This window comes from Actinomycetota bacterium (genome assembly GCA_036280995.1).
Taxonomy (GTDB): Bacteria; Actinomycetota; CALGFH01; order CALGFH01; family CALGFH01; genus CALGFH01.
The window spans coordinates 1-13,370 of sequence record DASUPQ010000407.1 but is presented as its reverse complement, the minus strand read 5'-3'; the positions used below and the strand labels follow the sequence as shown (position 1 = coordinate 13,370).

The following is a 13,370-nucleotide window of genomic DNA, read 5'->3' as shown; positions in this document are numbered from 1 at the left end:
ACGACCAGCGAGATCCCGGCGATCGAGGCCAGCACCAGGGTCAGGATGCCGAGGATGCGCCCGACCACCCCGAGGATGTCCTCCTGGGTGAGGACCTGGTACTCCTGCTCGGGATGGGCCCTGGTCACGACCTCGCGGATGATCGCCTGCTCCTCGTCGATCTGCTCGGTGCCGGGCGCCTTGACCGCGATCCCGTCCACCCGGCTGACCCCGAACAGGCGCTGGGCGGCGGTGACGGGCACGAACAGCTCGGCGTCGCGGGCCACCCCGAAGGCGGTCCCGACCCGGCTCATCACGCCGATGACCCGGAAGCGGACCCCGCCGACGGTGATCGACTTGCCGACCGGGTCGCGGTCGGGGAACAGGCTGTCGGCCGGGTCGGCGCCGAGCACGGCCACCCGGCGGCGGGTCTCGACGTCGGCGGCGCTGAAGAAGGCGCCCCGGGACAGGCTGCGGTCGAACACCAGCGGGATGGTCTCGGTCGTCCCCTGGACGTTGACGGTGGCCCGCCGGGTCCCGACCCGGGCGATCTCGCCCGAGGCGACGGTGGCCGCGACCCGGCGCGGGTCGCCGATGGCGTCGCCGATCCGGCGCACGTCCTCCAGCCCCAGCCGGGACACGCTCGGGGCCGAGCCGAACGACAGGTTGCCGGGGGCCACGAACAGGATGTTGGAGCCGAGCGACTCGACCCCCGAGGTCACCTCGTCGCGGGCCCCGCTGCCGATCGACACCAACACGACCACGCTGGCCACGCCGATGACCACCCCGAGCATGGTCAGGCCGGAGCGGAGCTTGTTGGCCCGCAGCGCCTCCCAGGCGACCCGGATCGCCTCGCCCAGTCTCACCGGGGCACCCCCTTGGGGTTCCCCGGACCCCTCCGGCTCACCGGGCCGGCTCCGTCTCCGCGGCCAGGCGGCCGTCGCGCAGGGTGACCCGGCGGCGGAACCGGGACGCCACCCCCGGGTCGTGGGTGACCACGACCACGGCCACCCCGCGGTCGGCGTGGAGGCGGGCCAGCAGCGCCAGCACCTCATCGCCCGAGCGCGAGTCGAGGTTGCCGGTGGGCTCGTCGGCCAGCAGCATCGCCGGCTCGGTGACCAGGGCCCGGGCGATGGCCACCCGCTGCTGCTCGCCCCCGGACAGCTGCGAGGGCCGGTGCTGCAGCCGGTGCCCCAGCCCGACCGACCGGAGGGCGTCGACGGCCAGCCGGCGGCGCTCGCCCCGGCCCAGCCCGCGGTAGACCAGGGGCAGGCCGACGTTGGCCACCGCCGGGGTCCGGGCCAGCAGCTGGAAGTTCTGGAACACGAAGCCAACGACCTGGTTGCGGACCGCGGCCAGCTCGTCCTCGGACAGCCCGGTGACGTCGCGCCCGTCGAACCGGAGCGTCCCCGAGGTCGGCCGGTCCAGCCCGCCGAGCAGCCCCAGCAGGGTCGACTTGCCCGACCCGCTCGGGCCCATGATGGCCACCGAGTCGCCCCGTTCCACCACCAGGTCGACCCCGTCCAGGGCCCGCACCTCGACCCCGTCCAGGCGGTACACCTTGGTCACCTCGAGGGCTTCGACCACCGGGGGGCTCGGCTTGAGCCCCCCGGACCCCCCCACCACCGGAGGCGCGTCCATTAGTCCCCCGGCCAGTCCTGGCCGTCGCGCAGGCGCTCGGCACCGCGGGACACCACCCGCTCGCCCTCGCGCAGGCCCGAGGCGACCGCCACCCGGTCCTCGCCGTCGGCGGCCACCTGCACCGGCCGCAGGCGCACCTTGCCGTTCTCGACCACGAACACGGCCTGCCCGCCCGACCGGCCGACCAGGGCCGACCCGGGCACCGAGAGCTCGTCGGTGGTCCGGCGCACCTCGATGGCGGCGGTGGCCGTCATCCCGACCCGGGGCACCGGCTCGTCGGCCGGGGCCGACCCGGCGCCCGTCTCGGCCTCGCCGAGGGCCAGGTCGACCTGGTAGGTGACCCCGCCGGCGGCCGACTGGCCGGAGGCCGGGGCGACCGCGACCCGGCGCACCTTGGCCGCGAACGACGTCTGCGGGAACGCGTCCAGCTCGACCTGGGCCTTCTGCCCCGGCTTGACCAGCGCGATGTCGGTCTCGTCGACCTCGGCCAGGACCAGGAGGCTGCTGACGTCGAACACGGTGGCCACGGTCTGCCCGGCCGCGACCTCGGACCCGACCCGCAGCGGCGGCCCGGTCTGGGCGGCCTGGGCGCCGCCGCCGGAGAGTCCCTGGAGGGCCTCGGAGGCGCCCTCCGGAAGCCCCTCGACCTCGGGGATGGTCGTGGCCCCGCTCCCGGAGCGGCCGAGCTGGACGGTGCCGTCCAGCGGGGACCGCAGGGTGAGGCGCTCCTGCTGGTCGCGGGCCAGCTCCAGGGCCAGCTCGGCCTGCCCGCGCTGGGCGGCGGTGGCCGCCTGGATGGACTGCTGCAGCGTGGCCGCCTGGGCGTCGGCCGCGGCCGCGGCGGCGTCGGCCGCCTGGGCGGCCTGGCGCTGCAGCTCGGCCACCCGCACCTGGGCCCGGTCGATGCGGGCCTGGAGCCGGGCCCGCTGCGCCCTCGGCACCAGCGGCAGGGCCGCCCGCATGGCCTCGATCACCGCCGCACTGGTCGCCGTCACCTGCGACTGGACCTGCTGGAAGGCCGACAGCGCCGCCCCCGTCGGCAGTCCCGGCGCCGCCCCCCCGAGCGACGAGGCCGCGTCCACCGCCGCCTGGGCCTGCCGTACCTGGTCGTCCACCTGCTCCGACGACAGCTCGGCGACCAGGTCCCCCTCCGCGACCTCCTGCCCGTCCTTGACCACCAGCCGCTCGACCCGCGCCGCCGCCGGCGCCTTCAGGTCCGCCTGCCCCGCCGCCTGCACCACCCCGGGGGCGCTGACCCGCTCCACCACCTCGGCCGCCCGCACCGGCTCCGCCGCATACCGCCCCGCATCCCCCGAATCGCACCCGGCGAGCAGCAGCACCCCAGCAAGCCCAAGAGCGGCGGCAGCCCCGGTCAACCCGTGCCGCATCCGCCACCCTCTCTTCACCGACAACACCCCGGCCAGCATAGATGCGCCCGGGTGGTTCTGCGTCGACAGCCGCACACACCATCGTGGAGGTCTACCTGGAGGAGGAAGGGCCACCGGAAGCCCTTCCGCTGGTCACCTCGATCGATGTGTCGATCCCTGCGTGACCGACGGGATCCCTCGTGGCGTCTCCGGCAGGCGGGCCGTCACCGCGTTGCAGCGGACCGACCGAGTCCACGCCGAGGCGGCGGGAGGGAAGTCCGTCGCTCAGCGCTTCACCAGGTTGGAGAGGAAGAAGTAGAGGTTGGCGGGACGTTCGGCGAGGCGGCGCATGAAGTAGGGGTACCACTGGGTGCCGTAGGGGAGGTAGACCCGGAGGCGGTAGCCTTCGGCGACGACCTGGGCCTGGAGGTCGCGGCGGACGCCGTAGAGCATCTGGAACTCGAAGGTGTCGCGGTCGCGGCGGTGGCGGGCGACCAGGGTCTTGGTGAGGCGGACCATGGCCGGGTCGTGGGTGGCGACCATCGGGAAGGGGTTGCGGGCGAGGAGGTCGTCGAGCATGCGGGCGTAGGCGTGGTCGACGCTGGCCTTCTCGGGGTAGGCGACCTCGGGCGACTCCTGGTAGGCGCCCTTGACGAGGCGGACGGGGATGCCGAGGCGGTTGAGGCGTTCGAGGTCGTCGCGGCTGCGGTACAGGTAGGACTGGACGCAGACGCCGACGTTGTCGTAGTCGCGCTTGAGGGCCTCGACGATGTCGAGGGTGCGGCCGGCGTAGATGGCGGCCTCCATGTCGACGCCGACCATGGCGCCGACCTCCTTGCCGCGGGCGGCCACCTTGGAGGCCTCCTCGAGGGCCAGCTCCTGGCGGATGTCCAGGCCCAGAGCGGTCAGCTTGACGGAGATGTTGGCGTCCATGCCGCGGTCCTGGATGCGGTCGATGGCGGCCAGGTAGGAGGCGGTGGACTCGCGGGCCTGGGCCTCGGACTCGGTGTTCTCGCCCAGGTAGTCGAGGGCAACGGACATGCCGCCGGCGTTGAGGGTGCGGATGGCGTGCTCGGCCTCGCCGAGGGTGTCACCGGCGATGAACCGGTCCGCGACCCGGCGGGCGATCGGGTTCGCGGTCACCTGCCGCCGCAGGAACGACGATCCCGCCGCCTTCAGCAACGTCGCCTTCAGCATGGCTCCAACCATACCTCGCGCGAGGGCCGGGCAGAGCCTCGGGAGGGGTTGTGGACAGCCGCGGGCGCCCCGTTCCCGGGTCGGCTACGCTCCCCCACCGGGGGTCTCGGCGCGGTCCCGAGAGGCTTCGTCCTGCCCGGCGGGCGCCGGGGCGGGTTCGGGAGCGCGCCGGGTGGTGCGGCGGGCGGCGACGACCAGGGCGACGATCACCGCGATCGCGGCGAGGATGAGGGCGGCGACCGCGAACGGGGAGACCGTGATGGCGTAGGTGACGGCGGCGATCAGGGCGGCGGCCGGGATGGTCAGGACCCAGGCCCAGACGATGCGGCCGGCCACGCCCCAGCGGACCGCCGACAGGCGGCGGGTCGCGCCGACGCCGACGATGGCGCCGGTGATGGTATGGGTGGTGGAGACGGGGATGCCGAGGAAGGTGGCCAGGTAGAGGGCGCAGGCGGCGGCCGTCTCGGCCGAGAAGCCGCCGACCGGCTTGAGGGCGGTGATCCGCTGGCCGAGCGTCTTGACGATCCGCCAGCCGCCGGCCAGGGTGCCAAGGGCGATGGCGGCGTGGGCGGAGAGCACGATCCAGAGGGGCACCGGGAGGTCGCCGTCGCTCTCGAGCTGGAGGTAACCGGCGCCGACCAGCAGGGCGGCGATGATGCCCATGGTCTTCTGGGCGTCGTTGCCGCCGTGGCCCAGGCTGAAGGCGGCGGCCGAGACGAGCTGCAGGCGCCGGAACAGCCCGTCGACCTTCGCCGGGGTGCTCCGCCGGAAGATCCACATGCTGGCCAGCATCAGCACGAAGCCCAGGGCCATCCCGAACAGCGGCGACAGCGGGATGAAGAGGATGGTCTTCTCCAGGCTGCTGGCGTCCAGGACGCCGAAGCCGCCCTTGGCGATCCCGGCCCCGGCGAAGCCGCCGATCAGGGCGTGCGACGAGGAGGTCGGCAGGCCCAGCCACCAGGTGAGGAAGTTCCAGGCCACGGCCCCGATCAGCCCGGCGAAGATCACCGCCTCGCTGACCACGTCCGGGTCGACGGTCTTGCCGACGGTGTTGGCGACCGCGGTCTGGAAGACCAGAAAGGCGACGAAGTTGAACAGCGCCGCCCAGATGACCGCCATCCGCGGGGTCAGAACCCTGGTCGAGACGACGGTGGCGATCGAGTTGGCGGCGTCGTGGAAGCCGTTGGTGAAGTCGAACACCAGCGCCAGCGCGACGATGGCGATGACGCTGAGCAGGGCCAGGTCAGGCATGCTTGATGATCACGGTCTCGACCGTGTGCGCCACGTGCTCGAAGGCGTCGAGGGCCTCCTCCAGCTGCTCGACGATGTCCTTCCACACGAGCAGGTAGCGGGCCGGGTGCTCGGCGTCGAAGTTGTAGAGGTCGGCCCGGGCCCGACGGTAGAGCCGGTCGCCCTCGTTCTCCAGCTCGTTGATGTGGATGAGGTAGGAGCGCAGCGGCTCCAGCTTGAGCCCGCGGAGGTTGCGGAGGCCGTCGGCGGTCGCCCGGGCCGCCCGGTCGATCAGCCGGCACTGCTCGACCACCGCATCCAGCGGCTCCATCACCTTGTGGAGGACGAGCATGTCGGCCGCCGCCTCCATGGCGTCGAGCACGTCGTCCAGGTGGCCGGCGAGGGCGTGGATGTCCTCGCGGTCGAACGGGGTGATGAAGGTGGTGTTGAGCCGGGAGTAGATGGCGTAGGTGAGCCGGTCGCCCTCGTGCTCGACCTCGACCAGGCGCTTGGCCTTCATCTCCGGGTCGACGAAGTCCTCCACCATATCCAGCAGGTACCGCGCGCCGTCGGCGATGTTGGCCGCGACCTCGTCGAAGAGATCGAAATACGACTCCTCGCGTGGAAAGATCCGCAGTTTCACGTGCCCTCCGTCGATATGGGGAAGCACGCGAACCGTAGCAGCGCCGCCGTAGCGAAGGCTAGGGCCGTCTAGCCAAACCGACCAGTGACGTACGCCTCTGTCCGGCGGTCGGCCGGCTGGGTGAAGATCGAGTCCGTCTGCCCGAACTCGACGAGCAGGCCGGTGCGGTCGCCGGTGCCCGGTGCCGCCTCGGCGGTGAAGAACGCCGTGCGGTCCGACACCCGGGCCGCCTGCTGCATGTTGTGGGTCACGATCACGATCGTGTAGTCCCGCTTGAGCTCCTCCATCAGGTCCTCGATGCGACCGGTGGACATCGGGTCGAGGGACGAGCAGGGCTCGTCCATCAGGATCACGTCCGGCGCCACGGCGATCGCCCGGGCGATGCAGAGCCGCTGCTGCTGGCCGCCGGACATCGCCAGCGCGTTCTGCTTGAGCTTGTCCTTGACCTCGTCCCAGAGGGCGGCCGCGCGCAGGGACCGCTCGACCAGCTCGTCCATGCTGCCGGGCTGCATGCCGATGACCCTTGGCCCGAAGGCGACGTTCTCGTAGATCGACTTGGGGAACGGGTTGGGCTTCTGGAACACCATGCCGATGCGCCGCCGCACCTCGACCGGGTCGACGCCGTCGCCGTACAGGTCCTGGCCGTGGTACTCGATCGTGCCCTCGACCCTGGCCCCCGGGATCAGGTCGTTCATCCGGTTGAGGCAGCGGATCAGGGTGCTCTTGCCGCAGCCGGACGGGCCGATGAAGGCGGTGATCTCGTTCTTCCTGATCTCGAGGTTCACGCCCCGCAGGGCCAGGAAGCTGCCGTAGCGGACGTGGACGTCGCCGAGCCGGAAGACCGTCTCGGTCAGCTCGGGGGGGTCCTCCCGGCCGGGCAGCCGAACCTGGATCTGTCCTTGCGTCATCGGGTCACCACCGGATCGAGTAGCGGTTGCGGAGGAAGATGGCGACGGCGTTCATGGCCAGCAGCAGGGCGAGCAGGATGATGCTGGCCGCCGCGGCCGCGGCCGCGAACGCCGGCTGGGGCCGGCTGGTCCAGTCGAAGATGAGCAGGGGCAGGACGGAGACGGGGTCGCGGAGGTCGTCGGGGAGGGTGAAGATGACGATCGGGAGGCCGATGACCAGCAGCGGCGCCGTCTCGCCGATCGCCCTCGACAAGGCGAGGATGGTGCCGGTGAGGGTGCCCGGCATGGCCGCGGGGAGGACCTGGCGCCGAACCGTCTGCCACCGGGTGGCGCCGAGAGCGAAGGCGCCGAGCCGGATGCCGTCGGGCACGGCCCGGATGGCCTCGCGGGCGGCCACGATGATCACCGGCAGGCTCATCACGGCCAGGGTGAGGGCGCCCGCCAGCAGGCTCGGCCCCATGCGCAGGAAGCGGGCGAAGAGGCCGAGGCCGAGCAGGCCGTAGACCACCGAGGGCACCCCGGCCAGGTTGGCGATATTGGCCTCGACGAAGTTGGTGAGCCGGTTCCGGGGGGCGAACTCCTCCAGGTAGATGGCCGCCCCGACCCCGATCGGGAAGCAGAACAGGGCGGTCAGCGCCATCAGGTAGGCGGAGCCGGCCAGCGCCGCCTTGACCCCGGCCCTGGCCGGCAGGCGCGACACGTAGCTGGTCAGGAAGCCGGCCGGGTCGGCGACGAGCCGTTCCCAGCCGCTGTCGAAGATGGTCCAGATGAGGGTGGCGAGGGCGATCACCCCGGCGACCGTGCCCATGAACAGGAGCGCCGAGAAGGCCACGTCCAGCAGGATCTGCAGCCCGGTCCGGGTCGCCCCCCGGCGCAGCTTCGACGGCGCCAGGACCTCGACGGAGGCGCTCACGAGTACACCTGCCGGAAGCGGCGCACGATGCGGGCCGAGATCAGGTTCATCACCAGGGTCATCAGGAACAGGGTCATGCCGAGGGCGAAGAGCGCGTCGTAGCGCACCGTCCCGGCCGCGACCTCGCCCCGCACGGTCTGGGCGATGGAGGCGGTGAGGGTCTGGATCGACTCGAAGTAGTTCCAGGTCATCCTGGGGCTGTTGCCGGCGGCGATGGTGACGGCCATGGTCTCGCCGACCGCCCGGGAGAAGGCCAGGATCACCGAGGCGGAGATGCCGGACAGGGCGGCCGGCACCACCACCCGGAGGCTCACCTGGCGCCTGGTCGCCCCCAGGCCGTAGGCGGCCTCGCGCAGCGACCACGGCACCGCCCGCATGGCGTCCTCGCTGATCGAGGCGATGATCGGCAGGATCATCAGCCCGACCGCGATGGAGCCGGCGGCGGCGTTGAAGATGAACACGCGGTCGTCGCCGAAGATCGGCCGGAGCAGGTTAGGGGTGATGAACTGGAGGGCGAAGAAGCCGACGATCACGGTGGGGATGCCGGCCAGGATCTCCAGCGTCGGCTTGAGCACCCCCCGGACCCGGGAGCTGGCGTACTCGGACAGGTAGATCGCGGTCAGCACGCCGAGGGGCAGGCCGACCGCGATCGACCCGAAGCCGATCAGCAGCGTCCCGCTCAGCAGCGACAGCATGCCGTAGAGGCCGTTCTCGCCGTCTCCCTGGCCGGGCGCCCACACCGTCCCGGTGAGGAACCCGACCAGGCTGGACTCGCTGAAGAAGCTGATCGTGTCCACCAGCAGCACGGCGACGATGCCGACGGTGACCGCGACCGACAGGACCGCGCAGAGGAACAGGACGTTGACGATCATCCGCTCCCCGGTGCGGGACCTGCGGCGGGTGATGCCCGCCATCAGCCGGCCAGGAAGGGCTGGAGCCTGACCAGGCCCTGGGTGTAATCCTCCTGGGGCGCGGCCACATACCCGACGTCGGCGATGAGCTGGGGCGTCTGCTCCAGGTAGAACTTCACGAACTGGCCGACCTCAGGCTTCCTGAGCGAGTCGTCCTTGACGTAGATGTACAGGGGACGCGACAGCGGGTAGTCGCCCGACTCGATCGTCTCGGCCGTGGGCTCGATCCCGGAGGTGCCCTCCTCGGCGACCTTGATGATCTTCAGGCCTTCCTTGTTGTTCTGGTAGTAGGCGAAGCCGAAGTAGCCCCAGGAGTTGGCCTCGCCCTCGATGCCCTGGACGAGCGTGTTGTCGTCGGAGGAGGCGGTGTAGTCGTTGCGGGGCTTCTTGCCGCCCTCCTCGGGGTCGCCCAGGATCTCCTCGTTGAAGAAGTCGTAGGTGCCGGACTCGGCGTCGGGGCCGAAGATGGCGATCTCCTCGTTGGGGAAGCCGGGGTCGACCTGGTTCCAGGTCCTGGCCCCACCGTCCTCGAAGATCTTGGCCAGCTGCTCGAAGCTCAGGGTGTCGAGGAACTGGTTCTGGGCCGAGGTGACCACGGCCAGGCCGTCGAGACCGACCCGGAACTCCTGGTAGGTGACGCCCTTGGCCTGGCAGGCGGCCTTCTCCTCGGCGTCGATGGCCCGGGAGGCGTCCTGGACGTCGGTCTCGCCGGCGCAGAACTTGGTGAAGCCGCCGCCGGTCCCGGAGGTGCCGACGGTGACCTTCACGCCCGACTGCTCCTTGTTGAACTCCTCGGCGATGGCCTCGGTGACCGGGGCAACGGTCGAGGAGCCGTCGATCACGATGCTGCCGGAGAGGCTCGTCCCCCCCGTCCCGGTGCCAGCGGCGTCGTCGTCCCCGCCACAGGCGGTGGCGACCAGGGTGATGGCCAGCATCAGGCCGGGCAGCCAGCCTCGGCGGGTCCGTCGCGTCATGCGTTCATGCCTCCCGAATCCGTGGTAACCGGAGCGACGGTACGGGCGGCCGTTGACGCGCCAGGCGACGGAAGGTGAACGCCAGGTGAACGGGACAAGAAACGTGGAGTCGGCCGTGGCCGACGACTGATGAACACCGACCGGCAGATTCGCCGGTCGGGCTAGCCGTCGAAGCGGTAGCCGACGCCGCGGACGGTCACGATCAGCCGGGGGTCGTGGCGGTCCTCCTCGACCCGGGCCCGCAGCCGCTTCACGTGCACGTCCAGGGTCTTGGTGTCGCCGACGTAGTCGTAGCCCCAGACCCGGTCGATCAGGGTCTGGCGGGTCAGCACCCGGTTGCGGTTCTCCATCAGGATCTCGAGCAGCTCGAACTCCTTCAGGGGCAGGTTGACCGGGGCCCCGCGCACGCTGACCTCGTGGCGCTCCTGGTCGAGGCGGATGCCGGCGGCCTCCAGCACGGCCGTCTCCGGGCGCGGCCCGTCGCCGGCCGTGCCCGCCCGCCGCAGCAGGGCGCGGACCCTGGCCACCAGCTCCCGCAGCGAGACCGGCTTGGTGACGTAGTCGTCGGCCCCCATCTCCAGCCCGACCACCCGGTCGACCTCGGCGTCGCGGGCGGTGAGCATCAGGATCGGCACCTGGCTGGTGGCCCGGATGCGGCGGCACACGTCCCAGCCGTTGAGGGTCGGGAGCATCAGGTCGAGCACGACCAGGTCGGGCCGCTCGGCCTCGAAGTCGCGCATGGCGTCGCCGCCGTCGGTGGCCGTGACCACGTCGAAGCCCTCGCGGGACAGCGCGTAGCGGATCGCCTCGAGCAGCGACTCCTCGTCGTCGACGACCATCACCTTCGGCATGGGTCCAACATTCCACCGCGGCCGCGGCCGGGCAACGACCGACGGCAAACCTTCATGGTCCGTTCGCCTCCCGTCCACCTGCCTGCGGGTACGATCGCCTCGGCAAAGGGGGTTCCGGTGCGCACGACCTTCGAACAGCGCCTCGAGGGGCTCGAGGCGAAGCTGCTCCAGATGGGCCAGCTGGTGCAGAGCCAGCTCGACCGGACACTCGAGGCGCTGTCCTCCTTCGACACCACCCTGGCCGACGAGGTCATCGTCCGCGACGACCAGATCGACCGGTCCTATGTCGAGGTCGAGCAGGAGATCCTGCGCACGCTGGCCCTGCAGGCGCCCGTGGCCAAGGACCTCCGGCTGGTGGCCGGGGTCCTGCACATCAACTCGCATATCGAGCGGATGGGCGACCTGTGCGTGAACATGGCCAAGTTCGTCCGCATCACCAAGGACTACCCGCCGGTCCCGGAGATCCAGGCGACCCTGGTCGAGATGGGCGGCCACGCCCAGCGGATGGTGGCCGCGGCCATGACCTGCTTCGCCCGGCGCGACCTGGAGCTGGCCGAGCGCCTGCCCATCCTCGACCAGCCCCTCGACCGGCTCAACGGCGAGGTCTTCCGGCAGATCGAACGGGCCGCGTCCGACGACCGGACGCTGGAGTGGGCGAGCCGGATGGTCCTGGTCGCCCGCTACCTGGAGCGGCTCGGCGACCACTCGGTCGACATCGGCGAGCAGGTGGCGTTCATCGTCACCGGCGAGGTCAAGGAGCTCGTCCCGTCCAAGGCGGTACGGGCCGGGGTCGAGGACGGCTAGCCCGTGTCCTTCACCGTCTGGCCGATGGGCAGGCGGCTCGCGGCCCTGCGCCGCAACGTCCACCGCCTGGCCGACACGACCCTCCCGAGCTGGCGCTGGACCGAGCGCGACGACCTGGCCGGGCTGACCAACGAGCTGAGCGCGATCACCACCCGGCTGCGCGACCGGCTGGACGAGCTGACCGAGGAGCGCGACCGGGCCGGTCAGATCCTGGATGCCCTCGACGACGGCGTGCTGCTGCTGGACGGCGCCGGCCGGCTGCTGGTGGCCAACCCGGTGGCCCGGTCCTGGTTCGGGCTGCCCGACGACCTCCGGCCCGGGCTCCCGGCCAAGCGGGTCCTGGGCGTGCCCCAGGTGAACGACCTGGCCGAGCAGGCGTTCGAGGCCAGGGCGCCGGTGGTGGGCAGTCTCACCCTGGTGTTCCCCGAGCCGCGCACCTTGGCCATGCGAGCCTTCCCGCTGGCCGACCGCGGCCCCACCGGGCGGATCGTGGTCACGATGACCGACATCACCCAGCGCCGCCGCCTGGAGGTGCTGCGCCGCGACTTCGTGGCCAACGCCTCCCACGAGCTGAAGACGCCGGTGGCCGCCGTCCGGGCCCTGGCCGAGACGCTGCTGACCGCCCTGCCCGACGACCCCGACGCCGGGCGGCGCTTCGCCGAGCGGGTCGGCCGGGAGGCCGAGCGGCTGGAGGTCCTGGTCCGGGACCTGCTCGACCTCTCGCGGGTGGAGCGCGGGACCCTCGACGTCGAGCCGGTCGACCTGGTCGGGCTGGCCAAGGAGGTCGCCGGGGACTACGCCGACCTGGCCGAGGAGCGGCGGGTCAAGCTCCGGACCGAGCTGAGGCCGGACGTGTCGGTCCGCGGCGACCGGGCCCAGCTGGGCCTGCTGCTGTCCAACCTGCTCGACAACGCCCTGCGCCACACCCCGGCCAGGGGGAGCGTCCGCGTGCGCCTGGACACCGTCGAGAGCAGGGCCGTGCTCCAGGTGGCGGACAGCGGCGAGGGGATCCCGGCCGGCGAGCGCTCGCGGGTGTTCGAGCGCTTCTACCGGGTCGACAAGGCCCGGGCCCGCCAGACCGGCGGCACCGGCCTCGGCCTGGCCATCGTCCGCCACGTGGCCGAGGCCCACGGCGGCGACGTCCGGGTCGACTCCGAGCTGGGCCGGGGCGCCACCTTCACCGTCACCCTGCCGGTGGCGGGGCCGCCCGCTACCTGAGCTGCTCGCCGACCAGCAGGGCGAGCACGACCACGGAGATCACGGCCAGGGCGGCGGCGAGGACGCGGGGGGCGGCGTGGGCCGGGAGGGCGTCGCCGGCGCGGATGGCCCGGTCGGTGGCGAGGAAGCGGCGGTAGCCGCTCCAGGCGGTAACGGCGCCCAGCAGGACCAGGACGCCGCCGACGAGCTCGCGGCCGCCGGTGCCGCCGAGCGGGGGGGCGAACCGCACCACCCCGAGCCCGGCGACGTCCAGGGCCAGGGCGGTGCGCACCCAGGCGAGCAGGGTCCGCTCGTTGGCCAGGGAGAAGCGGTAGTCGGGCTCGCGCCGGTCGGTCACGAGAGCCAGGCACGCAGGGACTTGCGGCTGGCGGCCTTCCAGACATCGCGCCAGCGGTCGCGGGTGCCGGCGGCGCTGGCCCGTTCGGCGGCGATCAGGAGGCCGGCGACGATGGCGACGTCGCGCCGCCGGGCGGAGGCGGCCGCCTCGCGGAGCCAGGCCTCGCCGACGACCGCGTCCTGGTGGTCGCCGAGGACGTCCTGGAGGTCGGCGATGGCGTCGGCGAAGTCCTCGGCCGGCTTGCCGAACACGGGCTCGACCGCCTCGGCGGCGTAACGGGCCCGCTTGGCTCGGATGCGGATCTGGTGGAGGACCTCGTCGGGCGGGTCGTCCCCGGCCTTGCGGACCTCCTTGCGCAGCCTCTTCCACGGCCTGGTGACCATCGGCGGCATCACCT

At 72.2% G+C, this 13,370-nt stretch carries 15 protein-coding genes; 2 read left to right on the top strand and 13 right to left on the bottom strand.

The window, feature by feature from the left end:
• From VF468_13530 to VF468_13480, 11 genes are all read right to left on the bottom strand, one after another.
• Nucleotides 1–845, bottom strand: an 845-nt coding sequence (locus VF468_13530; protein HEX5879316.1) for an ABC transporter permease, incomplete at its 3' end; no start/stop codon positions are given.
• Between the two features lie 37 nt (nt 846–882).
• Nucleotides 883–1,620, bottom strand: coding sequence for an ABC transporter ATP-binding protein (locus VF468_13525; GenBank protein HEX5879315.1), 738 nt, complete (start codon nt 1,618–1,620; stop codon nt 883–885).
• Nucleotides 1,620–3,008, bottom strand: coding sequence for an efflux RND transporter periplasmic adaptor subunit (locus VF468_13520; GenBank protein HEX5879314.1), 1,389 nt, complete (start codon nt 3,006–3,008; stop codon nt 1,620–1,622). The genes VF468_13525 and VF468_13520 overlap by 1 nt, the downstream gene beginning before the upstream one ends.
• 264 nt (nt 3,009–3,272) lie before the next feature.
• Nucleotides 3,273–4,184: a proline dehydrogenase family protein gene (locus VF468_13515; GenBank protein ID HEX5879313.1), complete on the bottom strand. Its 912-nt coding sequence runs from the start codon at nt 4,182–4,184 to the stop codon at nt 3,273–3,275.
• Between the two features lie 84 nt (nt 4,185–4,268).
• Nucleotides 4,269–5,435 carry an inorganic phosphate transporter gene (locus tag VF468_13510; GenBank protein ID HEX5879312.1) on the bottom strand — a complete coding sequence of 389 codons (1,167 nt, stop codon included), beginning with the start codon at nt 5,433–5,435 and terminating at the stop codon, nt 4,269–4,271.
• Nucleotides 5,428–6,057 (bottom strand): DUF47 family protein, encoded by a 630-nt coding sequence (locus VF468_13505; protein HEX5879311.1) that lies wholly within the window; start codon nt 6,055–6,057, stop codon nt 5,428–5,430. Before VF468_13505 ends, VF468_13510 begins: the two co-directional genes overlap by 8 nt.
• 68 nt (nt 6,058–6,125) lie before the next feature.
• Complete coding sequence (gene pstB, locus VF468_13500; protein HEX5879310.1) at nt 6,126–6,965, bottom strand: phosphate ABC transporter ATP-binding protein PstB; 840 nt, start codon at nt 6,963–6,965, stop codon at nt 6,126–6,128.
• A 4-nt stretch (nt 6,966–6,969) separates the two neighbouring features.
• Nucleotides 6,970–7,878: a phosphate ABC transporter permease PstA gene (gene pstA, locus VF468_13495; protein HEX5879309.1), complete on the bottom strand. Its 909-nt coding sequence runs from the start codon at nt 7,876–7,878 to the stop codon at nt 6,970–6,972.
• The gene (pstC, locus tag VF468_13490; GenBank protein HEX5879308.1) at nt 7,875–8,792 is read right to left on the bottom strand and encodes a phosphate ABC transporter permease subunit PstC; all 918 of its coding nucleotides are present in this window, start codon (nt 8,790–8,792) and stop codon (nt 7,875–7,877) included. Before pstC ends, pstA begins: the two co-directional genes overlap by 4 nt.
• The gene (locus VF468_13485; protein HEX5879307.1) at nt 8,792–9,763 is read right to left on the bottom strand and encodes a PstS family phosphate ABC transporter substrate-binding protein; all 972 of its coding nucleotides are present in this window, start codon (nt 9,761–9,763) and stop codon (nt 8,792–8,794) included. Before VF468_13485 ends, pstC begins: the two co-directional genes overlap by 1 nt.
• Nucleotides 9,764–9,924: 161 nt before the next feature.
• Nucleotides 9,925–10,614 (bottom strand): response regulator transcription factor, encoded by a 690-nt coding sequence (locus VF468_13480; GenBank protein HEX5879306.1) that lies wholly within the window; start codon nt 10,612–10,614, stop codon nt 9,925–9,927.
• Nucleotides 10,615–10,731: 117 nt separating this feature from the next.
• Between VF468_13480 and phoU the strand changes: the two genes are divergently transcribed.
• Nucleotides 10,732–11,418: a phosphate signaling complex protein PhoU gene (gene phoU, locus VF468_13475; protein ID HEX5879305.1), complete on the top strand. Its 687-nt coding sequence runs from the start codon at nt 10,732–10,734 to the stop codon at nt 11,416–11,418.
• Between the two features lie 24 nt (nt 11,419–11,442).
• Nucleotides 11,443–12,636, top strand: coding sequence for an ATP-binding protein (locus VF468_13470; protein ID HEX5879304.1), 1,194 nt, complete (start codon nt 11,443–11,445; stop codon nt 12,634–12,636).
• Here the strand turns inward: VF468_13470 and VF468_13465 are convergent.
• Both VF468_13465 and VF468_13460 read right to left on the bottom strand, forming a co-directional pair.
• The gene (locus VF468_13465) at nt 12,629–12,973 is read right to left on the bottom strand and encodes a DUF202 domain-containing protein (GenBank protein ID HEX5879303.1); all 345 of its coding nucleotides are present in this window, start codon (nt 12,971–12,973) and stop codon (nt 12,629–12,631) included. The genes VF468_13470 and VF468_13465 overlap by 8 nt on opposite strands.
• Nucleotides 12,970–13,370: CHAD domain-containing protein (locus tag VF468_13460; GenBank protein HEX5879302.1), on the bottom strand; the 401-nt coding region annotated here is incomplete at its 5' end. The genes VF468_13460 and VF468_13465, both read right to left, overlap by 4 nt.